The organism is Arthrobacter sp. ISL-28, assembly GCF_018613875.1.
Classification (GTDB): Bacteria; Actinomycetota; Actinomycetes; order Actinomycetales; family Micrococcaceae; genus Arthrobacter.
This window is the reverse complement of the sequence record NZ_JAGGPJ010000014.1, coordinates 103,497-127,774: the sequence shown is the minus strand read 5'-3', so window position 1 is coordinate 127,774 and position 24,278 is coordinate 103,497. Positions and strand designations below refer to the sequence as shown.

Sequence of the window (24,278 nt, the reverse complement as noted above, 5' to 3'; positions counted from 1 at the left end):
ACGGTAGCCAGGCCAGCACCACCCTGCCGAAAGGATCTGACATGACCTTGAAGAATCTCTTCCTCCAGGGCATCTTCCCCTTCGACGGAGCCGGGCTGGAGAAGCCCGTGCCCATCCACAGCCAGCTGTCGCACTACGTGCCGGACGGCGTGATCAACCAGACCCTGTATTTCCGCGGCGGCAACTCCTCCCCCGAACTGGTCACCGTGGTCCTGATGCGGGACGGCATCCCCATGCGGTACTTCCCGATCGGGGCCAAGAGCGATGTCCATGTCCCCCTCCGCGTGGTGGAGGACATCGAGGGCGGGTCGCTGATCGAGCTCCTGCTGCTGGCCGACAAGGGAGTGGGCGGCTACCTGGTGGTGGACCTGGGCATGGTGGAGCACTGATGACCACGCTGGCCAGCCGTTCCCTCCGGCCCAAAAACATTGACTTGCGCCGCCGACTCGTCGTGATCGGCAACGGCATGGCCGGGGCGCGCGCCGTCGAGGAGATCCTCGCCCGCGGCGGCGAAGCCCAGTACCGGATCACCATGTTCGGCGACGAACCCTACGGCAACTACAACCGGATCATGCTCAGCCATGTTCTCTCGGGAGAGGAGGACACCGGCAACATCTTCCTCAACTCCCTGGCTTGGTACCGGGAAAACAACATCACGCTCCATGCCGGCGTCCGGGTACAGAAAATCGACCGCTTCGCCAAACTGGTGTTTTCCGACGACGGCCGCGCCACCCCCTACGACGTCCTGGTTATCGCCACCGGCAGCCGATCCCACTTGCCGCCCATGGACGGCATGTATATGCCGGGAGGGATGCTGCTGCCCGGAATCTTCGCCTTCCGAACCATCGACGACGCCCGCAACATGGTCGCTTACGCCCAGCAGGACCATCACCACCGGGCCGTGGTGATCGGCGGCGGACTTCTAGGGCTCGAAGCCGCGCGGGGGCTGCAAAGCCACGGGATCGACGTCGAGGTGGTCCACTCCGGCGGGCACCTCATGAACGTCCAGATGGGGCCCGACGGCGGGGCGGTTCTGCGCCGCAGCGTCGAAGCCCTCGGCATCAGGGTGCACACGAGCAGCCGCACCACGGCCATCCTGGGTGACGACAGGGTCCGCGGCGTCCGGCTGCGCGACAAGCCGGACATCGACTGTGACATGGTGGTGGTGGCTGCCGGCATCCGCCCCAACGTTGAAGTGGCTGTCACGAGCGGCCTGCCGGTGGAGCGGGCCATCGTGGTGGACGACCACATGAGGGTGCCGGACGAGGACGAGATCTACGCGGTCGGCGAATGCGTCCAGCATCGCGGCGAGGTGTACGGCCTGGTGGCGCCGCTGTGGGAGCAGGCCGCCGTCCTGGCCGACAACGTGACGGGCGCCAATCCCAAAGCGGCGTACCTGGGGACCCGGACCGCCACCAAACTGAAGGTTGCCGGCGTGGACGTCGCTTCCATGGGACTGCAGGCCCCGGAACGGGACACCGACGAACACGTGGTGTTTTCGGAGCCGAGCCGGGGCGTCTTCAAATCGATCGTGATCCGGGACGGCAAGATCGTTGGGGCCACACTGCTCGGGGACAGCCGCAAGGTGGCGTACCTGACGCAGGCGTTCGACCGCGGGCTGCCGCTGCCGGAGGAACGGGTCGCGCTGCTGTTCGACGTCGGCGGGCCGGGTGAGGAGGCGGGGGTCGCGGAACTGGACGGCGACGCTCAGGTCTGCAACTGCAACGGAGTCAGCAAGCAGGCGCTCGTGGATACGGTCAAAGGCGGCTGCACCACGCTGGCGGGCGTCATGGATGCGACCCGCGCGGGCAAGGGCTGCGGTTCGTGCAAGCTGCTGGTGCGCCAGGTGGTGGAATGGGCTGCCGACGGCGCCGTGGCGGAGGATCTGGCGGCAAGCTACTACGTGCCGGGGGTGCCGCTGGAGAAGGCCGAGCTGCTGAAGGCCGTCCGCGAGCAGGGGCTGCGGTCCGTGTCTGCGGTGTTCGCAGCGCTGGCCCCAGGCGGCGCCGAGGACGCGAAGTCGAAGATGGGCCTGGCGTCGCTGCTGAAGATGATGTGGGCCGGCGAGTACATCGACGAGCGTGACGCGCGGTTCGTGAACGACCGTGTCCACGCCAATATCCAGCGCGACGGCACGTTCTCGGTGGTGCCGCAGATGAAGGGCGGCGTGACGTCGCCGGACCAGCTCCGCCGGATCGCGGATGTCGCGGACAAGTACAAGGTTCCGCTGGTGAAGCTGACCGGCGGGCAGCGGATCGATCTGCTGGGTGTTCCCAAGGAGGACCTGCCGAAGGTCTGGGCCGACCTCGGCATGCCGTCCGGCTATGCCTACGGCAAGAGTTTCCGCACGGTCAAGACCTGCGTGGGCCAGGAGTTCTGCCGCTACGGAACCGGCGACTCCACAAAGCTCGGGATCGAGATCGAATCCCGCTTCCAGGGCATCGAGTCGCCGGCGAAGCTGAAGCTGGCCGTGTCCGGCTGCCCGCGGAACTGCGCCGAGTCGCTGGTCAAGGACGTGGGCGTGGTCGCGGTGGAGGGCGGCCGCTGGGAGATCTACGTGGGCGGCGCGGCGGGGGCGCACATCCGCAAGGGCGACCTGCTGGCCACCGTGGATGATCCCGAGACCGTGACGCTGCTGGCCGGCCGCTTCATGCAGTATTACCGCGAGCGTGCCAACTGGCTGGAGCGGACCTACGCGTTTGTGCCGCGGGTGGGGATCGAGCACCTCCGCTCGGTGATTGTCGACGACGCCGAGGGGCTGGGCGCGCAGCTCGACGCCGCGATGCAGCAGTCCGTCGACGCCTACGTTGACCCTTGGGCCGAGCGGGACGACCCCCTCACCCCCGGGCAGTTCCGCACCTCGCTTCCGCTCACGGTCCTCCCCCAGGTGCCGGTCCGATGAGCGCCGGGGCTGGTCCTGTCCCCGGCGCCGTGCACGTGCTCGGTCCGCTCGAGCAGGTACCCGTAGGCGAGGGGCGCGCGTTCGGCGTGGCGGGCGAGCAGATCGCGGTGTTCCGGCTCCGGGACGGGTCCCTCCGGGCAGTTTCGGCGGTCTGCCCGCACAAGGGCGGCCCGATCGCCGACGGCACGATCGACCGGACGGTGGTGATGTGTCCGCTGCACCAGCACTCCTTCGACCTCGCCACCGGATGCTCCACCACCGGGGCGGGGCCGCTGCACAGTTATCCCGTGACCGCCGACGGCGAGGGGAACATCGTCCTGCAGCTTCCCTGACGCTCTCCCAAGTACGTAGCAGCACGCGCCGTTCCCAGGGCCTAAAACGACGTGTGCTGCTACATAGTTGGGCGGGGGATACCTAGTTGGGCGGGCGATTCTGTGGCAGGGTAGTCCCCATGGATTACACCGCAGATCCGCGCGTGGACGCCTACATTGACGCCCTGCCGGAGTGGCAGCAGGCGGTGTGCCGGGAGGTCCGCGAGCTGGTCCATTCCGCCGATCCTGAAGTGACGGAGACGATTAAGCGCACGCGGCAGCCCTACTTCGAGCTCCAGGGCAACATCTGCGCCCTCCTGGCTGCCAAGGACCACGTCAACGTCTTCCTCTACGACGGCGGAATCGTGCCGGACCCGGAGCACATCATCACCAGCGGGCATGAAAACAAGACGGCCCGCACGGTGGCCTTCTACGAGGGCGAAGCGATCAACGCCGCCGCCCTGTCGGAGATGTTCCGGGCGATGATCGCCAACAACCGCGCCGGTGGCTGGCGCCAGATCAAGAGCGGCGGTTAGTCCATGCCTTCCTCCGAGCACCACTCCAGCAGCAACGAAGCAGCGCACGACGGCGCCGCCCAGCTTTGGGACGAAATGTACCGGAGCCGTCCGCGCGTCTGGAGCGGACGGCCTAACCCGCAGCTGGTCGCGGAAGCAGCCGGGCTCCCCCCGGGCAGGGCACTGGATCTCGGCTGTGGCGAAGGTGCCGATGCCCTGTGGCTCGCCGAACGGGGCTGGACGGTGACCGCCGTGGATGTGTCGGCCGTCGCGCTTGAACGGGCTGCCGCCCACGCGGCCGAAGCCCGGATCGGGGACCGCGTCACCTGGCTGCAGCGGGACCTGGCAACGTGGACCCCGGAGGAACAGTTTGACCTCGTGTCCGTGCAGTTCCTGCACTCCACGGTCGCACCGTGGCAGCCGCCCCACCGTCTTGCGGCCAACGCCGTGCGGCCAGGCGGGACGCTCCTGATTGTGGGGCACCACCCGGACGGCCTTCCGCCCTGGAGCAGTCACCAGGACGGCAGTCACCAGGGCGGCAGCCATGCGGACACGGGGATGTTCTTCACGGCGGAACAGCTCACGGCCGAGCTGGGCATTGCAGCGCCGGAGTGGAGCGTGGATGTGGCGGAAAGCCGGGAACGGGAAGCCACAGGTCCGGACGGGCAGACGGCCATCCTCGCGGACGCCGTCCTCCGCGCCACCCGGCTGGCCCGCCCAGCCGCCTGACCGGCCCGCCCATTAGCGAACGACCCGGCCCAACCGTCAGTCCGCGACCCGGGGCGCGGTGATCACCGCGGCTGCGGCGATCACCGCCGTGAGGGCGAAGACCCCGGCGAAGGAGGCCGCCGTCGTCGTAAACGCGGTGAATACGATGCCGGTAGCGGCGAGCGCGAGAGCCCCGCCGAGGGAGTCGGCAATGGACACGGCTGAGCTGTTGAAGCCTTGAGTGTCCCGTGTGGAGAGTGCGAGCGTCATGACGCTCAGCCGCGGATACATCAGTCCCATGCCGCTGCCGGCGAGGACCCAGCCCGCAATCACGACGGCGGCCGGCCAGTCAAAGGCGGTGGTCACCAGGGCGATAACGATCGCGGACAGCACCAGCAGCGAGCCTATCCGGACCGCGACTGGACTGGCCAGCCGCCCGCCGAGCCGCCCCTGGATCGCGGACGCCGCCGCCCAGGAGAGCGCGCCACCGGTCAGCGTCAGTCCGGCGAACGTGGGCGAGAAGGCATAGCGTTCCACCAGCAGGTAGGGCAAATACACTTCGGCGCCGAAAAACCCGGCAGAAGCCAGGCCGCGCGTCAGGATCACACTGGGCAGGCCGCGTCGGGCGGCAAGGGTTCCGCGCGGAACCAACGGCCTGACGGCCAGCAGGGCAACCACGACGGCGGCACCCGCCACGAGCGCGCCGGCCACCGGAATCCGCGGGGACAGGTTCAGGCCCAGCACGGCGAGGGCGGCGAGCGCAGCCCATGCCAGCGGGCGGAAGGCCCAGGGAACCGGCTCTTCCTCGGGCCCCGACCGGACACCGCGCAGCGACGGGACCAGCATCGCCAGGGCGGGGACCACCAGGGCCACGACACCAAGGAACACCCACTGCCAGCCGACCAGCTGCGCCACGATCCCGGCGGCAAACGGCCCCACGAGGGACGGTATGACCCACGCGGCGGAGAAGGCAGCGAAGATCTTGGCGTGCAGCCCGGGCGGGTAGGCGCGGGCCACCACAACATAGAGCGCCACGGTCATCGCGCCGCCGCCCAGGCCCTGGACCAGCCTTCCCGCCACCAGGACGGCCATGGTGCCGGACGTGCCCGCAATCAGCAGGCCCAGCACGAACACGGCCACGGAAACGTACAGCGGCGCCAAGGGGCCCCGCCGGTCGGACCAGTTGCCCGCTCCCACCATTCCGATCACGCCCGTAGCCAGCGGACCGGCAAACGCGAGGGCATAGAGGCTTGCGCCGTCGAGCTCGCGACTTACCAGCGGCATGATGGTGGTGACTGCCAGCGATTCGAAGGCGGCCAGGAACACGAGGGCGCATGACCCGATGGTCACCAGGAGGTAGGGTCGCCGGAGGATCCCTGCGGCAGATGCTGCGGAGAGCGGCGGAGCGGATTCGTGCACGGCAGCCTGATCGGTAGTCATGGATGCAACCGTAAAAACCCCAACTAAGGTTGAGGTCAAGGTTGTGCCTCCACGAGGGGCGGGCGGTCATGGGCGGGCGACGGTGCCGGCGGGCGCCGTCTCTGGAGCTAGGGGGACAGCATGCCACATCAGGCTGCCGGGACGCACGCACTGAGCATTGGTGAGCTGTCGCAGCGCAGCGGCGTGGCGCCGTCGGCCCTTCATTTCTACGAACGCAACGGGCTCATCACGCCGGGGGCTAACCTGCGAACTCGAGGCCCTGGGCATCAACGACGACGGCGCCGCTCGCCGTGGAGTCCTCGTTCAGCATCCAACCGACCCGCTTGACGGTTGTCAGCATGACGACGCTCTCCACCAGTTCGATCCCTGGGACCTTCTGCTGCAGGGCAAGCTCGGCGTCCATGACGCTGGCGAGGGACTGAAGCCACATGATGATCACGAAGTTGGTGGGGCCGGTGGTCGACGCGCTGAGCCGCACATTCCGGATCGACCGGATCTCCGCCGCCGCAGCCTCGTGCTGCCCGGCCGGAACGTTGACAAACCACTGGCAGGTGACCGGAAACGACGAGTAGCGCTGCGCCACCTCACAGCGCAGGGACAGGATCCCGCTGGCGAGCACACGGTTCAGCTGCCGCTGGACGGTTGCCGGGTTGCGTCCCAGGCCGCGTGCAATGTCCGCTGCCGTCGCTCGCCCGTCCTTGGCCAGGTAGGGCAGCAGGTCCAGGTGGCTTGCGGGCAGCGGCTCGCGCACGGCGTCCGGACGTTCGGGGCCGGACTGCCCGGGCCGTGCCAATGCCCTGAGGGACGCCTGCTGTGCCTTGCTCAGGATGTTGAGCCGCCAGGCATCACCCCCGGTGTGGAGCCTGGTGCACAGCGCCGTCTGGTACTTCACCAGGCCCTCGGTCCCCTTCAGCCGCGCCGCCACTTTGGTGCTGAACTCCTCGAGCGACCGCGTGACAACGGTCAGCATCAGGTCGCGGTTGCTGGCGGCCTCCTCCACCGTGACGATTTCCGGGACAGCGGCCAGACTGGCCGTGACGTGCTCCCTGCGGTGCATCTCGCAGTCCACCGCCACAAAAGCGAGGCACATCTGCTTGGGGTCCCCGACCAGATGCGCCGTCACCCAGGAAGCCCCGGCCGCCCGAAGCCTGTCCCAGCGCGCAGCAAGCGTGGTCGCATGAACCCCAAGGACCTCTGAAGCGTCGGCCCAGCTGAGCCGCGGCGCGATCTGCAGGGTATTGATCAGGGCCAGGTCATCCTCGCTGAGCTCCATTGCCGCCTCCTCTGATTTGCATGAATCCTGTGACACTCCGCGTCTGCTGCATTTTTCCAGCACTTTCCCGCACTGTGAAGCCGGTCACTTCAGAATAGACCAGAGCAGGAAACCGAAGACAAGGAGTACACGTGCCGATTGCCGCAGACGCCCGGGAGTTGCAGGGAGACATCGCCCGGCTCCGCCACGCATTGCACCGGGAGCCGGAAATCGGCCTGGAGCTACCGCGGACGCAGGAAAAGGTCCTCAAGGCCCTGGACGGGCTTCCCTTCGAAATAACCCTGGGCCAGGACACGACGTCGGTCACCGCCGTCCTGCGCGGCCAGGCACCGGGCGCCGATGGTACTACCGGCTCCGGAGCCGACCGCCCGGCGGTCCTCCTCCGCGCGGACATGGACGGGCTGCCCGTCCAGGAGAAAACCGGCATCGAATATACCTCCAGGATCGACGGCGCCATGCACGCGTGCGGCCACGACCTCCACACATCTATGCTCGCCGGAGCTGCCACGCTCCTGGCTGAACGCCGTCACCGGCTGGCCGGGGACGTGGTGCTGATGTTCCAGCCGGGCGAGGAAGGCTTCGACGGCGCGAGCTACATGATCCGCGAGGGCGTGCTGGATGCCGCCGGCCGGCGTGTGGATGCCGCCTACGGCATGCACGTGTTCTCCTCCCTCGAACCCCACGGCACGTTCTGCACGAAGCCCGGGGTCATGCTCAGCTCCTCCGACGGGCTCGTGGTCACCGTGCTTGGCGCCGGCGGCCACGGCTCCGCCCCGCACTCAGCCAAGGACCCGGTCACGGCTGCGGCCGAAATGGTGACAGCCCTGCAGGTCATGGTCACCCGGCAGTTCAACATGTTCGATCCCGTGGTCCTGTCCGTCGGCGTCCTCCACGCCGGCACCAAACGCAACGTCATCCCGGAAACGGCGCGCATCGAGGCCACCATCCGGACGTTCTCCGACGAGTCCCGGCAGAAGATGATGGCCTCCGTGCCCCGGCTCCTCAAGGGAATCGCAGCCGCGCACGGCCTCGACGTCGACGTGGACTACCAGCAGGAGTACCCCCTCACCGTCACGGACGAGGACGAAACGCATACCGCAGAGAAGGTCATCAGCGGGCTCTTCGGCGATTCAAGGCTCGCGCGCTGGGGCACCCCGCTCAGCGGCTCCGAGGACTTTTCCCGCGTGCTCGCCGAGGTGCCCGGCACGTTCGTCGGCCTGAGCGCCGTGCCCCGGGATGCGGACCATGCCACGTCACCCTTCAACCACTCACCGTACGCAACGTTCGACGACGGCGTGCTGGCTGACGGGGCCGCACTCTACGCGGAACTCGCCATGTCGCGGCTGGCCACGCTGGCCTCCGCCACCACCTCCTCCGCAGCTTCCTAACTCCGCCCACCACAGGGAGAAACCATGACCACCACCATCAGCCAGCAGCGTGCGGACCGCGTGTCCACGCGGAAGACCGTCGTCGGCACCGGCATCGGCAACGCCGTCGAATGGTACGACTGGGCCATCTACGCGACCTTCACACCGTTCATCGCCAGCCAGCTGTTCAGCAAGTCGGATCCCGCGTCGGCGGTGCTTTCCACTCTGGCGATTTTCGCCGTCGGCTTCGTTGCCCGCCCGTTCGGCGGGTTCCTCTTCGGCTGGATCGGCGACCGGGTGGGACGCAAGGCCTCCATGACGCTCGCCGTCGGGCTGGCATCCCTCGGCAGCCTGATGATCGGCATTGCACCGACGTTTGCGAGCGTCGGCGCGTGGGCCTCGCTCATGCTCCTGGTAGCCCGGCTGGTTCAGGGACTGGCCCACGGAGGCGAGCTGCCGTCGTCGCAAACGTACCTTTCGGAGATGGCGCCCAAAGAGCACCGCGGCTTCTGGGCGACGCTGATCTACACCTCCGGCACGGTGGGCATCCTGTTCGGAACGCTGTTGGGGGCGATCCTGAACATGGCTCTGAGCACGGAGGTCATGAATGCCTGGGGCTGGCGCATTCCGTTCCTCATCGGCGCTGCAATGGGCCTCTACGCGCTGATCATGCGCTCCCGGCTGCATGAGACGGACGCGTTCGAAGGCGAAACCACGGCCGAGAAGCGCGCTCCGATCTGGCCGCAGATCGTGCGGTACCGCAGGCAGGCCCTGCAGGTCATAGGGCTGACGGTCGGCCTCACGGTCATCTATTACATTTGGGGCGTCGTCGCGCCTAGCTACGCCACCACGGCCCTGAAGATCGACCGCGGCGAAGCACTGTGGGCAGGCGTCATCGGCAACATCGTGTTCATCGCCGCCCTGCCTTTCTGGGGCAAGCTTTCCGACCGGATCGGCCGCAAGAAGGTGCTGTGGTCCGGCGCCATCGGTTCCGCCGTCATGCACTTCCCCATGACCTGGCTCCTGAAGGATTCCGCGTGGCAGCTCGCCGTGGGCATGTCCGTGATGCTCATCTTCATTGCCGCGAGCGCCGCCATTGTCCCGGCCGTGTATGCGGAACTGTTTCCCACGAGTATCCGGACCGTGGGCGTGGGGGTGCCGTATTCCGTCTGTGTGGCGCTGTTCGGCGGGACCGCCCCCTACCTGCAGCAGTGGCTCGGCACCACGCTCCAGATGCCCAACCTGTTCAACGTCTACGCGGTGGTGCTCCTGGCCGTGAGCGCGGCGTTCGTCTTCACACTCCCCGAGACCAAGGGCAAGGACCTGACGCACTGACCCTTTCCCCACCTTGACCCTTTCCCCAACCAGGTAGCAGCACGCGCCGTTCTGAACGTTCAGAACGGCGCGTGCTGCTATCTATTAGGGTGGTCAGCCGCCGATGTAGCGGTTCCGCCCGGCCCGGTACCCGAAAACCGCGGCGGCGGACCCGACCGCGAGGAACAGCACGCCGGCGGCCGCAAACGATCCCGTTGCCTGGTGCAGCTGGCCCACCATGAGCGTGCCAGTGGAACCGACCCCGTAGCCCACGCCCTGCATCATGCCGGAGAGGTGCGCAGCCGTGTGCCCGTCCCGGGTGCGGAGCATGATCATGGTCAGGGCCACAGCCGTCAGGCTCCCCTGGCCCAGGCCGAGCAGTCCGGTCCACACCCAGATCAGTTCCAGGGGGCCAAAGATACTCAGCGCGAAGCCGCCCCCGGTCATCAGCGCGACCACCGTGTTGATCGCCCGCTGGTCCCGGAAGCGCGCTGCCAACGCCGGGGCGAAGAGCGAGCCCAGCATCTGCAGCACGATCGAGGCGGACACAATCAGCCCGGCCGTTCCGCCGTCGACCCCGCGTTCCCGGAGGATCGGGGCGAGCCACGCGAACACGCTGAAGGACATCATGGCCTGCAGCACCATGAAGAGGGTCACCTGCCAGGCCATCGCGGAGCGCCACACGTTCACGCCGCTGTGCACTGCCTTGTGCTGGCCGTGACGTTGCCGAACGGCAACCGGAAGGAATAGGAGAAGGACGACGGCGGCCGGCACCGCCCAGAACCACAGCGCCGAAGTCCACTGTCCTGTCGCGCTGAAGACCGGGTAGGTGAAGCCGGCCCCGAGGGCAGCGGACGCGCAGATGGCCGTCGTGTAGAGGCCGCCCATCAGTCCGAGCCGGTGGGGGAAGTCGCGCTTCACCAGACCCGGCAGGAGCACGTTGCAGAGTGCAATAGCGGCTCCGCACGCGGCCGTTCCCGCCAGGAGCGCGGGAAGGTGCCCGCCGCCCGGGACGGCGGCAGGCCTCAGCAGCAGTCCGGCCGTAAGCACCGCCATGGCCCCCAACAGGACACGCTCTGCGCCAAACCGCCGGGCAAGGACCGGCGCCAGCGGCGCGAACACGCCAAGCAGAGTCACGGGGACAGTCGTCAGTACCACGACTGCCCAGCCCGGCAGGCTGGCATCCGATGTTATTTCGGGAAGAACCGCCGAAAAGCTGGAGAATACTGTGCGCAGGTTCAGTCCGATCAGTACCAGGCACAGGCCAAGGTACGCCAGCGCCCGGCGGCCGCCAACGCGCGTGGGCTCCGCGGAGGGGACCTCATCCACCTCCGCGTCCACCAGCGAGCCCGGTCCGACATCGGGGAAGCTCTGACGCACCTCGTTCCTCACTGCCGCATTCTCCCCTTCAGTCACCCGCCCATTCTTGCAGCAGCTTAGGCGGTGCCGCTCTTGGCTGCGACGGAACGGGTAGCCGGCCCCCAAGCCGACGCGGCCGGTGCCCGGGGAGTTATCCGCCGTGAGGCGGCACGCACGCGACACCACGGCCTGGAGCACGGGTGTGGCATGGCTCTGGATTGTGGGAACGGAAGCCGAATTTTTTCTTGTTCCAGCGGCCATCCACGGCATTATCACGGTCGTGTCCTGAAACGCCCTGCACGCCGCCCTCATCGTTGATGCCGGCGGGTTCTACCCCGCGAACTCCACTATTCTGGAGGTGATGAGTGAAACCCCAGAGTCCCCCCGGCCGCTTGAGAACGAGCCGGCCGAGAACCGGCAGCATGAGAACCAGCCGCCTCAAAGGCCGAACCCGCCGCGGCCCGTGACGCCCGGAAGCCAGGCCTCGTTCGGCACCTATGGCGGGCGGCCCGTCAGTTTTGTGCGGCGCGGAACCCGCCTCCAGGGCCGTCGGCAGGCTGCCTGGGAAGAGCATTCGGACCGTTGGGCAGTGGACGTCCCCCGCCACGTGGCCAACACCTCGGTCCACCCGGATTACACCTTTGACGCCGAGGCAGAGTTCGGCCGCAGGGCCCCGCTGATCGTTGAGGTCGGCTCGGGACTTGGTGATGCCGTCTGCCACGCTGCCGAGGAAAACCCGGACAAGGACTTCCTCGCCGTGGAGGTCTACACCCCCGGACTGGCCAACACGATGATCAAGATCAACAGCAGGGGCCTCACCAACGTCCGCGTCGTGGAGGCCAACGCCCCCGAAGTCCTCGCCACCATGCTTCCGCCAGGATCAGTGAGCGAGCTGTGGATCTTCTTCCCCGACCCGTGGCACAAGTCCCGCCACCATAAGCGCCGGCTCATTCAGCCCGAGTTCGCAGAACTGGCGGCCAAGGCATTGAAGCCGGGCGGACTCTGGCGGATCGCCACGGATTGGTCAAACTACGCGGTGCACGTGCGCGACGTTCTCGCTGGCTCCACGGCATTCGTTAACATGCATGATGGTGAGCGCAGGGGGCCCGAGAGCCCTCTCACCCACGTCTGGCAGACCGGTGTGGAGTCGCTCGTAGGCGGCGCCCCCGTGAAGGAAGGCAGGGCGCCGGTCAGCACGGAGCACACGGGTCCCAACGAGGGCATCGATGAAACCGGTGGCTGGGCGCCGCGATTCGAGGGCCGCATCCGCACGAGTTTCGAGAACAAGGCCCACGAAGCGGGCCGCATGATCTTCGACCTCTGCTACCGCCGCGTCTGAGCAGCCCGCCTGCGGTGTACGCAGACGCCCGACGAGCATCCCTCCGCCGGTCGGCATTGGCGAAGAGATGCTCGTCCGGGGCTGCGGGTGCTGCCTGACCCCGGTGCACATTATCGGCAGGGGGCCAACCTACGACCCCGTACCTTGCTTTGACATCGCACGATCGCCTGCCAGCGCGTCAGGGATCTCACTGACAACGTCCTCAGAGAACCGCGTGGCTCCGGCTTGGACAGGATCCGACGCCAGTTGGGTGGCAGCCGGAGCTGCCGTCCGGGCGGAGCCTTGGGACGGATGTGCCGCGGCATGCTCGGCCAGGACTCCGGTGCGGTGCCTGATGCGCAGCCGGTAGAGCAGCGTCCCGCCGATCACAACGGTCCCGACGAAGATGACGCCGCCCCACTGCAGGTACCACTCGAAGGGCGGCACCGAGTTGTAGATCTCGGGGCGCGGCCAGATCAGGTTCAGGGTCATGGCCCCGCCCCAGAGCACCGCGAGGATGTTCACGGGCAGGCCCCACTTACCGAGGCTGAATCCTGCTTCTGATCCTGTGTCGGGGAGGGGCCATTTCTTCAGGAAGCGGCGCCGCAGCATCGGCACGGTGACCAGGAGGTAGGACAGGTAGATGAGGACGATGCTGATGCTGGAGAGGATGGTGAAGATCGCCGGCTGGGAGATGTTGACGATCAGCGGCATGATCGCGATGAGTCCGATCACGATGGCCGCCACGGTGGGCGTCTTCCGCTCGGGGTGGACCTTGCTGAGCTGGCGGCTGAAGGGCAGGTTGTTGTCCCGGGCCATGGCGAACATCATGCGGATGGCGGCGGCGTGGACGGCGAGCGTGCACACGATCACTGCCACGACGATGCACACCAGGAAGGCCTTCCCGAACGGGCCGCCGAGGACGGAGAGCACGATGTACTGCAGGCCGCCGTCGGCGGCCCCCACCTTGGGGTCGTTCAGGTCAGGGGCGGCCAGGAGACCGCCAAGGAGGATCAGGCCGCCCAGCACGAAGGACGCCGTGATCGCACGGAGGATGGCTTTGGGAGCGGTCTTTTTCGGGTCCTTGGTCTCCTCCCCGAGGGAACTGGCGGTGTCAAAGCCGTACATCACGTAGCCGGAAGCCATGGCGCCGATGAGGAAGACCCCGAAGAAGCCTAGGTCGTTGTCCTCGCCGAAGCCCGCGGTGTTGAAAAGGACCTCCGGCCCGCGCACCACATGCCAGGCAAGGGCCAGGATGAGGAGCACGGCAGCGGCGAGCTCCACGAACACGCCGATGCTGTTGATCCTGGTCATCAGCTTCACGCCGAAGGCGTTGATGAGGGTGGAGATAAAGATCATGATGCTGGCCAGCAGGACGCCGTTGACGGCGAAGTCGTACGGGCCCGTTCCGTCTCCGATGATCTGGAAACCTGACCAAATCTGCGGCAGGGTCAGCTGCAGCGCCAGGGCCACGGCGCCAAGCGCCACGATCGAGGAGATCAGCAGCAGCCAGCCGGCCAGCCACGCGAACGTCCCGGACGAGAGCTGCTTGGCCCAGTTGTAAACCGATCCCGCCACCGGGTAGCGGCCGGCAAGTTCAGCAAAACACAGCGCCACCATCAGCTGGCCCGCGAAGACAAGGGGCCAAGACCACGCATAGGCCGGGCCGGCCATGGAAAAACCAAAGTAGAACAGTTGAAAAACACCGGTAAGGATGGAGATGTAGCTGACGCCGGCGGCGAAACTGGCGAACTTGCCGATGCTCCGGTCCAGAGTCTGGGCGTAGCCGAACTCGTCCATGCCGCTTGCATCGCTCTTACCGGATCCTAATTTGCTGGGTTCTAACATCTGAACTCCTAAGTCAGAAAAGCACGATGGTGATGATCCGCGGCCGCCATTGGACGCGGGTGAAATCTACCGCCGGGCACAGTTTGTGTGCCTCGGCCGTTCCCCCCATTGATGTTGCCTAGCTGGCTGCGCCCGGACCCGTTTCCCCGGGAGATGAGCCGACCCAGCCGCCGTGTACGGGCTCGATGTTCTGCCAGTGCCTGGCCTCACGGTACTCGGGGCCAGGAACCGGGCATCGGCCGCGAAGCGCTTTCGCGCGAACTCCGTTAGGTGTGGCTTGGGTCATATGATGCAGATTACTTTACCTTGAACAGGTGTTCAAGACTTGTAAATGAACAAATGTTCAAGAATAATGCCGCCGGAGCACCATCCCCGCGCGCCCGTGACATCACCCGAAACAGCGTTGGCTAACCTATGAAGCCTAGGGAGAAGCGTGCACCACTAACTCCCCGGGCGCGTCTACCACAGGGCCTAACTGCTCAAATGATTGATATGGGAACGCCGGTGGAGGGGGCCATGATGCACCCTCCACCGGGTTCGCCTGACCAGCGACGGATCCCGCCGTGGGCGGGCTGCCGGTCAGGCGAGGGACGCGCTGAGTTCCGCCTCCGCCGACGTTGTTTCGCCGGTTCGGCTGGCGCGGATGAGGTCCGCGCAGCGCTCCCCGATCATCATGACGGTGATGTTGGGGTTGACCGTCACGTGCTCAGGCATGACAGAGGCATCGGCGACGCGCAGGCCCGTGACGCCCTTGACCCTCAGTTCGGGGTCGAGCGGCGACATGTCGTCGTCCGCTGGCCCCATGCGGACGCTGCCGACGGGGTGGTAAACGGTGTTGTGCGTCTTGCGGATGTAGTCCTGCAGTTCCTCGTCGGTCTGCGCCTCGACGCCGGGCGAGAGCTCTCGGCCGGCCCATTCGGCCATGGCAGGCTGGGCGGCAATTTCACGAGCCTTGCGGATACCCGCGACCATGACGCGCATGTCGTGACCCTCTGGATCAGTGAAGTATCGCGGGTCGACCGCGGGCTTGTCGCGGAAGTCCCGGCTGCGCAGGCGGACAGTGCCGCGGGAGCGGGCGTGCGTGACGTTTGGAGTGAGGCTGAAGCCGTTCTCGGTGGTCGGGTAGCCGTACCGCAGGGTGTTCATGTCGAACGGGACGGAGCCGTAGTGCATCATCAGGTCCGGGCGGTCCAGGCCTTTCTCGGTGGGGGTGAAGATACCGATCTCCCACCACTGCGTCGAAGTCTGCACCATCGGCTGCCTGGCCTCGAACTGCACGACGCCTTCGGGGTGGTCCTGCAGGTGTTCGCCGACGCCGGGGGAGTCGACCAGGACCTCGATGCCGTGCCCGGCGAGGTGCGCGGCGGGGCCGATGCCGGAGAGCATGAGCAGCTTGGGCGAGTCGATGGCGCCGGTGGACAGCACGACCTCGCACCGCGCGGAGAGCCGGTGGGTCCGGCCGAACGCCGAGTCCACGACGTCGACGCCGGTGCAGCGCTTGTCCGCGTCGAACACCAGTTGGCGGGCGCGCAGGCCGGTCAGCAGCGTGAAGTTCTCGCGCTCGATTATCGGGTGGATGTAGGAGACCGAGCTGGAGGAACGGGTGCCGTCCGCGCGGCGGTTGATCTGGAAAAAGTTAGCGCCATTGATCACGGTGGTGCCGGTGTTGAACTTCGCGCGTGGAATGCCTGCCTGTTCGCAGGCATCGAGGAGCGCGACGCCGGCGGGATCCGCCGGGGGCACGTTCATAAGATGCACCGGGCCTGAGTCGCCGTGGTGCGGCGCGTCCGGGCCGGCGTCCTCGTTGGTCTCCAGCCGCTGGTACAGGGGCCAGGCGGTCTCAGCGTTCCAGCCGGTCGCGCCGTACTTGGACTCCCACTCGTCCAGGTCTTCGCGCGGGGCCCAGAAGGCGATGCAGGAGTTGTGGCTTGAGCAGCCACCCATGACCTTGGCACGGGCGTGTCGCATGAAGGAGTTGCCATTCTCCTGCGGTTCGACCGGGTAGTCCCAGTCGTAGCCGGATTCCAGCAGCTCCATCCAGCGGTCGAGCTGCAGGATCTCTGGTACGCCGCGGTCATCCGGTCCGGCCTCCACGAGCGCCACGGACAGGGCCGGGTCTTCGCTCAGCCGGGCGGCGACTGCGGATCCGGCGGATCCGCCGCCGATGATGATGTAGTCGAATTCTCGGTCGTTGAGGTTCTCGACGTTATCGGTGTGCATCTAGTTCTCCTTGCCGTGGTCAGCGAACCAGCCCGTTACCTGTGGGCTGGTGTTCTGGTAGATGTGCTTGGCTTCCTGGTATTCGGCCAGTCCGGTTGGGCCGAGCTCGCGGCCGACGCCGGACTGGCCGAAGCCGCCCCACTCGGCCTGCGGGAGGTAGGGATGGTAGTCGTTGATCCAGACGGTGCCGTGCCGCAGCCGGCCGGCCACGCGCTGCGCCTTGCCGGCGTCCTGCGTCCAGACCGCCCCGGCCAGCCCGTAGATAGTGTCGTTGGCGGTCGCCACTGCTTCATCCTCAGTGCGGAAGGTCTCGACGGTCACCACCGGGCCGAAGGCTTCATCCACGACGACGGACATTCCCTTGCGCACGCGGTCCAGGACGGTTGGCTGGTAGTAGAAACCGGCGTCGTACTTCTCCCCTTCAGGAGCGGCGCCGCCGCACCGCAGCCGCGCACCCTCCTCCACACCGCGCTGGACGTAGGCGTGGACCTTGTCCCGGTGTGCCGCGGAAATCAGCGGCCCGGTTTCGGCAGCCTCTTCGAACGGGCCGCCGAGACAGATGCCCTGCGCGCGTCGGACCAGCTCGTCGACGAAGCGCTCGGCGATCGATTCCTCGACCACCAGCCGTGCCCCCGCGGAGCAGACCTGCCCGGAATGAACAAACGCCCCGTTCAGCGCATTGTCGACAGCGGCGTCGAAGTCCGCGTCGGCGAACACCACGTTGGGGTTCTTGCCGCCGAGCTCCAGCGCCGCCTTCTTCACTGTGCCGGCGGCGGCCGCGGCAATGCGCTTGCCGGTCTCCAACCCGCCGGTAAAGGAGACCAGGTCGACGGCGGGATGTTCCGAGAGCGGTGCGCCCGCCTCCGCGCCGGGGCCGGTCACGAGGTTGGCGACGCCGTCCGGTAGGCCCAGGTCCTGCAGCAGCTGCATGGCCAGGATGGCGGTGGACGGGGTCAGCTCGGAGGGCTTGAGCACGAAGGTGCAGCCAGCGGCCAGCGCGGGCGCGATCTTCCACGCGGCTTGGAGCAGGGGGTAGTTCCACGGCGTAATCAAGCCGCAGACACCCACCGGCTCGTAGACGATCTTGCTAACGACGGTGGGGTCCCCGGCGTCGACCACGCGGCCCGACTGCTGCCCGGCGAGTCTTCCGAAATAATCGAAGCAGGCGGCGATGTCGTCTACGTCAATCCGGCTTTCGGTGATCCGTTTCCCGGTGTCCAGCGACTCGGCGCGGGCGAATTTCTCGCGGCGTTCGCGCAGTTCCGCGGCGACCTTGAGCAGGAAGGCGCCGCGCTCGGGTGCCGGGACCGAGGTCCAGACGCCGGTGTCGAAGGCCGCACGGGCCGCAGCGATGGCGCGCTCGGCATCTTCCCGACCGGCCTCGGACACCGTGGCGACGAGTTCGCCGTCGGCTGGGTTGCGGATTTTGCGCACCGCGCCGGACGCGGCCGGCTCCCACGAGCCGTTGATGAACAGGGTGGATGCGGTATCGGTCATGGTGTTTCCTTTAGTAGTACGGCGACGGGCTCGTCAACCGTCTTGTAGTCGGTCTCCCAGTCCGCCTTGGACGGGACGTTTTCGGCGACCATGATGCAGGGCGGGGCGTCACGGTGCTGGTGCAGGAACTTCAGGTACACCTCGTAGTGGTCCGGCATGACGGCACTGACTTCGCCCGTGCAGCAGCAGCCATGAGGCTGCAGTTATGGCTGCCCGCGAGCGGGGACACCCCTATCCGCTAGTACTTCCCGCCGACCGGGAGCATTCCCAGCGGCAGCAAGCCCGGCGCAATGCCCCCAAGAAGCACAGGCGCCGGGCCGTCCGACTCGACTTACCCGAGGCGGGAGGTGGACTGGTGTGTCGTGGGTCATACGATGCAGATTAGTCCATGTTGAACAAGTGTTCAAGACTTTTGCTTGAACAAATGTTCAGGAACGTACACAGCCGGGCTGCCGACGGATGGAGTGGTATGAAGGGAGTTTGGGACTAGTGGGACCTGGCGCCCAGGCCGTGCCCGTTTTCCTGGGAAGCGGCGAAGGCGATCTGCTCCGTGCGGGCGATGCTTCTCTGGATGGATGCCTTGTCTACGCCAAGGAGCGCTGTTAGCCACATGCCGTTTTGCACGACGACGACGTCGGCTGCTCGCTCCCTGCACTCATCGCGGGAAAGCTCGGGTTTGGCATTGCCTATCAGCGCCGCCAGCCCATCGAGATACCGCTCGAACGCCGCCGCATTAATTAGAGCAAAGTCTTCATGGGCCTGCGCGAGAGCCCAAAGGTGGAGACGCAGGGACAGATACCGCGTGGTCAGGAGTTCCGGGTTCGCAACGCGCCGGAGGGCCTTGCGGAGCTGTTCGTCCGGGGGCGAGGCCGGATCGGGCTCGACAAGCATAAGGTCGTGTTCGTCGATTCGGTGCAGGGCCGCACGGATCAAGCTCGACTTGTCTTCGTAGTAGTAGTTCACGAGCCCTAGTGCGACGCCGGCTTCGCGCGCCACGGCGCGCATATTGACACCTGAGATGCCGTGGCGGGACAGCAGTTCCAGCGCCGCTTCGAGAATGCGCGACTGCCTATCAACCTGTTCGCCGGAGTTCACGGTGCCTGTATCCACCCAGCCAGACTATTGCGAAACCCGGATGAGTGCATCTCGCTAACCAAGCAAAGGAAGGTCGCGGGCCATTAACCACCCGGCACGGCGATGACCGCAATTGTCTGGTGCTGATCGTTCCGAAGCTCGACGCTGGCAATGTTCGCGTACTGCAGCGGAGTCGCGCTGGTCACCCTCACTCTTCCGCTGGGCGTCGCCATCCAGGCGCAGGCGCGGTCCTCCGCTCCCGCACGGTCCTTGACCCACAGTGACAGCGTTCCCTTGTTCGGGAGGCTCTTTCCGTCCACGGCCAGCTCGGTGCCCCAGTTCTTCTTGACCATTCCCACCGTGACCTGGATACCCGTGTCGGCTTGGACCGAGTAGCTGGCATCAGGCTTGTTGGCCGGGTCAAGAAGGGGTGCCGCAGCGAACCCCAGTGCCAGGCATGCCGCGGCCACAGTCCCGACAAGGGCGGTCAACCGCCGTCGGGAATGACGACGGCGGGCCGCCAGCTCGTCAAAAAGAGGCTGCGGTACGGTGAGCGCCGGTTCGCCAAGGTGTGGTGCGCGGGCCGCGGGGACAGCAAGCGCCACGGCATCGGGCACCGGCACCGCATTCAGGAGGCCCGGCAGGGTCTCCAGGTCCGCCAGCTCATCCCGACATATTGTGCACTGCCTGACATGTTCCTCGAAGCGCGCCTTGTCTGCGTCGTCGAGGCCTCCCAGCAGGTATGCCCCCAGCAACTCATGGAGTTCCTTGCCGTTCACCGTTCCACACCCATTTCATCAAGAATTGTCCGCAAGGCCCTCACCGCGTAGAAGGCCCTGGATTTCACCGTGCCGCTCGGTATGTTCAGCTGGACGGCGGCCTCACTCACCGTGAAGCGCCGGTAGTGCAATGCCACCAGCACATCCCGGTGTTCCATGCTCAACCGCAGCAGGGCCTCTTCCATCAGCACCTTGGTCAGCAGCTCGTCGACCTTGCCTGTGGCCTCCGCCGGATCTGCAACATCACGCTCTTCGGCCTCCTGCGGGCGGCGCTGGGATTTCCTGTAGTTGTCGATCAGGATGTTCCGGGCTGTCCGGAACAGGTAGCTGCGCATGCTGCCGGTTATGGTCGGCGCCTGCTGCCAAACACGCAACACCGTTTCCTGGACGATGTCGTCTGCGAGCTGGGGGTCGTGCGAGGCACTGATGATGAACCGGCGCAACGCCGAGCCGTGCTCCCGGTAGATGGCAGCAACCACATCTTCGTCAAGCGGCACCAGGACCTCCCGGCTGTGACTCGATCCGCCGGCCTTTTGAACCGGCCTTCCTGGCATGTATGACGCAGACGGCCCCCAAGAAGTTCATCAGGTCCGTCAGCGAATCCTTGAACCATTCTTCACCTTTGTGCGTCATCTCAAATAGCGCCGGATCCCAGTTGCCGGCCTGAGCTAAGGAGCAGCACATGAACAAGCAATTGAGCGTTGGCCTTGCAGTTTTGGCCCTTGCCGCGTCGCTGACCGCTTGTGGCGGCGGAACCGGCACGTCGCCCTCCCCGGCTGCACCAACAACCACAGCGGCGGAATCGCCAACTGCCACCGAAACCGGCACCGCGACGGCCACAGAATCCGCCACGGTGGACCTCAAGACCGCGTCGTCGAGCAAAGGCGAGATTGTGGTGGACGGCAAGGGCATGAGCGTCTATTACTTCACCAAGGACGTCAAGGATTCCGGCAAGAGCAACTGCACCGGGGACTGCCTCGTGGCCTGGCCGCCGGTACTCACGACCAACGAGACTCCCAAGGTTGAGGGAGTTACCGGAAAGGTCGGAACCATTGACACACCCGACGGCAAGAAGCAGGTGACCGTCGAAGGAATGCCGGTCTATCTCTGGGAGAAGGACAAGGCTCCCGGTGATGTCACCGGTCAGGGCGTCGGCAACGTCTGGTACCTCGTGGCACCCGACGGAAAGATGATCAAGTAGGGCACTGCAACTGGAGACGCCGGCGTCCGCCAGCCGGGCGCCGGCACTACCATCGGAGCATGGCGAACACACCTGACCTGAGATCTGCTGCCAAGACCTGGCAGACCATGGTGGACAGCAACCAGGCGCTGCTGCTCAGGAAGTCCGGCCACGGCGTCAGCTGGTGGGCCGAACAGGGGCGGGCCGCTGGACTCAAGAACGACGCCGAACTGCGGGACTGGATGCGCGGCGAGCATGGCATCACGGGGTACGCCCAATATGCCGTGTCCTGGGAAATGTTCGGCTATCCCGAGTTCATGCTGCGCGACGCCGACGAACTTATCGATGGCCAGTACGACGGCCACCCGCACCTGCGGCCCATAGCTGACGCCCTCCTGGCCTGGGCCGCAGCCATCGAGGGCGTGGAAATACAGATGCGCAAAGGCTACGTCTCGCTGCACAGCCGGCGGCGCAAGTTCGCCCAGGTGACACGCGCCGGCAAGACGGCCGTGGACGTGACGCTGCGGATCGAGATGCCCATTGGGGGACGTCTCGAACCAGCGCGCGTCCGCGGCGGCGACTTCTTCGACCGCAAAGTCCGGCTCACCGCCGTCGAGCAGGTGGATCAAGAGCTCCTGGGCCTCTTGGAGACGGCCCTGGAGCAGAACAGCTAACCGGTCCGTTTCGACGGTTCCGTGCACAGTCGATGCTGCGAAGCGTCGAGCCGGCAGGGAACCGTCGAAACGGCGGACGGCCCGAGGCTCAGCCGGTCACCGTGAGGCTCACGAGGATGCCGCCGTCGCCTTCTGCCAGGAGCCCGACGGCGGTGCTTGGGTCCCGGGGGAACACCAGATCCGTGATGGTCGCCATGCCGCCCTGGGCGAAGACCTCCACCGAGCAGCGGTCCACGAAAACCCGCACCTTAAGCCGGCCGTCCTCCAGCCGAACGGCCACCCGCTCAACCGACGCGAACGTCTCGTGGAAGTCGACGTTGCCTGACGCCGTCCGGTCCAGAGTGAGTTCTCCGATGACGGAGTCGTAGGCCACCACGGCATGTTCCCCGCCGGAGCCCAGCACGAGGCCGATCCTTCCGCCGGCGCCGGGCTCAAACTCGGCATCGATCCGGAGCACATCGCCGGAGGATTCCGCCGGCAGCCAGGTAACGCCGTCGGCCAGCGTCCGGCGGCCCAGCGCACACAGCTCCCGTCCGTGGGACTCAACGGGATCCACAGCCTCCTGCACGAGCACCGGACGCCCGCCGCGGGAGACCAGCCGGACCTCCCGGACCAACGACATCGCGCTGCGCCAGCCCTCCGAAGGCGTGGACGCTGCGTACTGCCAGTTGTTCATCCAGCCGATCATGAGCCGCCGACCGTCGGGGGCGTTGCTGAAGGAGACAGCCGCGTAGTAGTCCCGGCCCCAGTCGAGCCAGCCGTAGTCGGCCATTCGGCTGTCATCGGACTGCAGGCCCTCGGTGACGGTCGTGTCGGAACGGAACGCCACGCCGTCGAACGTTCCGATGAAGTATTGGCCGCCGGAACCGCCGGCGATGCCGCCGGGGCTGAGATTCACCACGAGGATCCACCGGGTGTTTGAAGGGTCGCCATCCACGGGCAGTTCGAACAGGTCCGGGCATTCCCAGACCCCGCCGGTGGCATTCGCAGGACCGAAGGTGCTCAGGTACTCCCAGGCCTTGAGGTCGGCGGACTTGTACAGGACCACCTCGTGGTCGAGTGCCTCAACGGCGACCATCACCCAGTAACTGCCGGACTCGCCGTCGTACCAAAAGACCTTGGGGTCACGGAAGTCCGCGGACGCCCGGTCCAGCACCGGGTTCCCCGCATACTTGGCCCAGGTGGCGCCATCGTCCGTGCTGTAGGCAAGCGACTGGGCCTGCCGCCCGGCAAGGGGTGAGCCAGGCGCGTAGGCGCTGGTGTAGATGGCCACGAGCGGGGGAACTCCCCCGACGCCAAACCCGCTGGTGTTATGGATGTCCACCACGGCCGAGCCGGAGAAGATGGCTTCCTGCTCGTCGCAGGGAATGGCGACGGGCTGCTCGTCCCAGGTCAGCAGGTCAGCAGAGGTGGCGTGGCCCCAGGACATGTTGCCCCAGACGTCGCCGTAGGGGTTGTGCTGGTAGAAGAGGTGGTAGACGCCGTTGGAGTACACGAGTCCGTTGGGGTCGTTGAGCCAGTTGCGCTCCGCGGCGTAGTGCCATACGGGCCGGTACCGGCAGCCGAGTTCGGCTGTTGGGTTCATGGAGGTATTTGTCTTTCGAACTAGGAAAAGCCGGTCAGCCTTTGACGCCGCTGGAGGCGATGCTGTTGATGAACGAGCGCTGGAAGGCGATGAACAGCACCACCACGGGAACCGTGATGAGGGAGGCGTAGGCCATCACCTCGCCCCAGGAAACGTTCAGCTGGAAGAAGTACTGGATGCCGATCATCACCGGGCGCAGCTCCTCCGACTGGACCACCATGAGCGGCCAGAGGTAGGAGTTCCAGGCGGGCAGGAAGGTCAGGATCGCCACGGTGGCGGTGGCCGGCCCGGCGAGCGGCATGACCACTTGGCGGTAGATCTTGAACCAGCCCGCGCCGTCGATCCTCGCGGCCTCGTCCAGTTCCTTCGGGATGGACTCGAAGTACTGGTGGTAGAGGTAAATGGAGAAAGCGTTGGCAATGAACGGGATGATCTGGACCTGGTATGTGTCCAGCCAGCCTTTCGAGATCTCGAGGCTGAAGCCGTTGAGCTCAAAGTACGGGAGCTGGTTCACCCACCACACCAGCGGCAGCGCCAGCGTCTGGAAGGGGACGATCAGGGTGGCGAGGATGGCCGTGAAGACCAGACGCTTGCCGCGGACCTGCATGCGGGACAGGGCGAAGGCGCAGAGGCTGTTGATGAAGATGCCGAGCACCACCGTGATGGCGGAAACGCCGATGGAGTTGATCAGGAATCGGGCGGCGGGGACCCGGTCGAACACCGCGGCGTAGTTGTCCAGCGAGATGTTGCCAATCGGCAGGAACGCGGCCACCGAGGACATGTCACCGAAGATCTGCTGGTCCGGCTTGAGCGACGACACCAGCATGAACACGATGGGGAAGGCGGCGACGGCGGCGAACAGGATCCGCACTGCCATGGCGCCTGCACTGCTGAGGCGAATTGCGTTTTTCACG

At 66.4% G+C, this 24,278-nt stretch carries 23 protein-coding genes; 11 read left to right on the top strand and 12 right to left on the bottom strand.

What is annotated here, in order from left to right:
• Positions 1-41: 41 nt before the first annotated feature.
• From J7E80_RS11340 to J7E80_RS11320, 5 genes are all read left to right on the top strand, one after another.
• Entirely contained in the window at positions 42-389 is a 348-nt protein-coding gene (locus tag J7E80_RS11340; protein WP_215051585.1) for a molybdopterin oxidoreductase, read from the top strand.
• Positions 389-2,902 carry a nitrite reductase large subunit NirB gene (gene nirB / locus J7E80_RS11335; RefSeq protein ID WP_215051584.1) on the top strand — a complete coding sequence of 838 codons (2,514 nt, stop codon included), beginning with the start codon at positions 389-391 and terminating at the stop codon, positions 2,900-2,902. The genes J7E80_RS11340 and nirB overlap by 1 nt, the downstream gene beginning before the upstream one ends.
• The gene (locus J7E80_RS11330) at positions 2,899-3,234 is read left to right on the top strand and encodes a Rieske 2Fe-2S domain-containing protein (RefSeq protein ID WP_215051582.1); all 336 of its coding nucleotides are present in this window, start codon (positions 2,899-2,901) and stop codon (positions 3,232-3,234) included. Before nirB ends, J7E80_RS11330 begins: the two co-directional genes overlap by 4 nt.
• A gap of 119 nt (positions 3,235-3,353) precedes the next feature.
• Positions 3,354-3,749: a DUF1801 domain-containing protein gene (locus tag J7E80_RS11325; RefSeq protein WP_215051580.1), complete on the top strand. Its 396-nt coding sequence runs from the start codon at positions 3,354-3,356 to the stop codon at positions 3,747-3,749.
• A 3-nt stretch (positions 3,750-3,752) separates the two neighbouring features.
• Positions 3,753-4,457, top strand: a complete 705-nt coding sequence (locus J7E80_RS11320; RefSeq protein WP_215051578.1) for a cyclopropane-fatty-acyl-phospholipid synthase family protein — start codon at positions 3,753-3,755, stop codon at positions 4,455-4,457.
• Positions 4,458-4,493: 36 nt separating this feature from the next.
• Here the strand turns inward: J7E80_RS11320 and J7E80_RS11315 are convergent, their stop codons facing one another.
• The gene (locus tag J7E80_RS11315; protein WP_215051576.1) at positions 4,494-5,876 is read right to left on the bottom strand and encodes an MFS transporter; all 1,383 of its coding nucleotides are present in this window, start codon (positions 5,874-5,876) and stop codon (positions 4,494-4,496) included.
• 120 nt (positions 5,877-5,996) lie between these two features.
• On the opposite strand from J7E80_RS11315, the gene J7E80_RS24610 reads away from it, so the two are divergent.
• On the top strand, positions 5,997-6,203 hold the full coding sequence (locus tag J7E80_RS24610) for a MerR family DNA-binding transcriptional regulator (RefSeq protein WP_396020757.1): 207 nt from the start codon (positions 5,997-5,999) through the stop codon (positions 6,201-6,203).
• Here J7E80_RS24610 and J7E80_RS11305 read toward each other — a convergent pair.
• Positions 6,115-7,149 carry an Lrp/AsnC family transcriptional regulator gene (locus tag J7E80_RS11305; protein WP_215051573.1) on the bottom strand — a complete coding sequence of 345 codons (1,035 nt, stop codon included), beginning with the start codon at positions 7,147-7,149 and terminating at the stop codon, positions 6,115-6,117. The two genes, J7E80_RS24610 and J7E80_RS11305, sit on opposite strands and share 89 nt — an antisense overlap.
• 131 nt (positions 7,150-7,280) lie before the next feature.
• Here J7E80_RS11305 and J7E80_RS11300 point away from each other — a divergent pair, with 131 nt between their 5' ends.
• Positions 7,281-8,537 (top strand): M20 family metallopeptidase, encoded by a 1,257-nt coding sequence (locus tag J7E80_RS11300; protein WP_215051572.1) that lies wholly within the window; start codon positions 7,281-7,283, stop codon positions 8,535-8,537.
• Between the two features lie 24 nt (positions 8,538-8,561).
• Positions 8,562-9,851 (top strand): MFS transporter, encoded by a 1,290-nt coding sequence (locus J7E80_RS11295; protein WP_215051570.1) that lies wholly within the window; start codon positions 8,562-8,564, stop codon positions 9,849-9,851.
• Positions 9,852-9,944: 93 nt separating this feature from the next.
• Here J7E80_RS11295 and J7E80_RS11290 read toward each other — a convergent pair whose 3' ends face one another.
• Positions 9,945-11,222, bottom strand: coding sequence for an MFS transporter (locus J7E80_RS11290; RefSeq protein ID WP_311380811.1), 1,278 nt, complete (start codon positions 11,220-11,222; stop codon positions 9,945-9,947).
• 328 nt (positions 11,223-11,550) lie between these two features.
• Here J7E80_RS11290 and trmB point away from each other — a divergent pair, with 328 nt between their 5' ends.
• Entirely contained in the window at positions 11,551-12,528 is a 978-nt protein-coding gene (gene trmB / locus J7E80_RS11285) for a tRNA (guanosine(46)-N7)-methyltransferase TrmB (protein WP_251036746.1), read from the top strand.
• A gap of 129 nt (positions 12,529-12,657) precedes the next feature.
• On the opposite strand, the gene J7E80_RS11280 is transcribed toward trmB, so the two are convergent.
• The 7 genes from J7E80_RS11280 to J7E80_RS11250 form a co-directional block, all read right to left on the bottom strand.
• The gene (locus J7E80_RS11280; RefSeq protein WP_251036745.1) at positions 12,658-14,355 is read right to left on the bottom strand and encodes an APC family permease; all 1,698 of its coding nucleotides are present in this window, start codon (positions 14,353-14,355) and stop codon (positions 12,658-12,660) included.
• A 579-nt stretch (positions 14,356-14,934) separates the two neighbouring features.
• On the bottom strand, positions 14,935-16,575 hold the full coding sequence (locus J7E80_RS11275; RefSeq protein ID WP_215051568.1) for a GMC family oxidoreductase: 1,641 nt from the start codon (positions 16,573-16,575) through the stop codon (positions 14,935-14,937).
• Positions 16,576-18,072, bottom strand: a complete 1,497-nt coding sequence (locus tag J7E80_RS11270; RefSeq protein ID WP_215051567.1) for an aldehyde dehydrogenase family protein — start codon at positions 18,070-18,072, stop codon at positions 16,576-16,578.
• The gene (locus J7E80_RS11265) at positions 18,069-18,230 is read right to left on the bottom strand and encodes a hypothetical protein (protein ID WP_215051565.1); all 162 of its coding nucleotides are present in this window, start codon (positions 18,228-18,230) and stop codon (positions 18,069-18,071) included. The genes J7E80_RS11270 and J7E80_RS11265 overlap by 4 nt, the downstream gene beginning before the upstream one ends.
• 328 nt (positions 18,231-18,558) lie before the next feature.
• Positions 18,559-19,182, bottom strand: coding sequence for a TetR/AcrR family transcriptional regulator (locus J7E80_RS11260; RefSeq protein ID WP_215051563.1), 624 nt, complete (start codon positions 19,180-19,182; stop codon positions 18,559-18,561).
• Positions 19,183-19,250: 68 nt separating this feature from the next.
• Positions 19,251-19,925, bottom strand: coding sequence for a zf-HC2 domain-containing protein (locus J7E80_RS11255; protein ID WP_215051562.1), 675 nt, complete (start codon positions 19,923-19,925; stop codon positions 19,251-19,253).
• The gene (locus tag J7E80_RS11250; protein WP_215051560.1) at positions 19,922-20,422 is read right to left on the bottom strand and encodes a sigma-70 family RNA polymerase sigma factor; all 501 of its coding nucleotides are present in this window, start codon (positions 20,420-20,422) and stop codon (positions 19,922-19,924) included. The genes J7E80_RS11255 and J7E80_RS11250 overlap by 4 nt, the downstream gene beginning before the upstream one ends.
• 185 nt (positions 20,423-20,607) lie before the next feature.
• On the opposite strand from J7E80_RS11250, the gene J7E80_RS11245 reads away from it, so the two are divergent.
• Together J7E80_RS11245 and J7E80_RS11240 are read left to right on the top strand one after the other, a co-directional pair.
• Positions 20,608-21,126 (top strand): hypothetical protein, encoded by a 519-nt coding sequence (locus J7E80_RS11245; protein WP_215051558.1) that lies wholly within the window; start codon positions 20,608-20,610, stop codon positions 21,124-21,126.
• 59 nt (positions 21,127-21,185) lie between these two features.
• Positions 21,186-21,779, top strand: a complete 594-nt coding sequence (locus J7E80_RS11240) for a DUF5655 domain-containing protein (RefSeq protein WP_251036743.1) — start codon at positions 21,186-21,188, stop codon at positions 21,777-21,779.
• Positions 21,780-21,867: 88 nt separating this feature from the next.
• On the opposite strand, the gene J7E80_RS11235 is transcribed toward J7E80_RS11240, so the two are convergent.
• Entirely contained in the window at positions 21,868-23,364 is a 1,497-nt protein-coding gene (locus tag J7E80_RS11235; RefSeq protein ID WP_215051557.1) for a glycoside hydrolase family 32 protein, read from the bottom strand.
• Between the two features lie 34 nt (positions 23,365-23,398).
• On the bottom strand, positions 23,399-24,277 hold the full coding sequence (locus tag J7E80_RS11230) for a carbohydrate ABC transporter permease (protein WP_215051555.1): 879 nt from the start codon (positions 24,275-24,277) through the stop codon (positions 23,399-23,401).
• Position 24,278 lies beyond the last annotated feature (1 nt).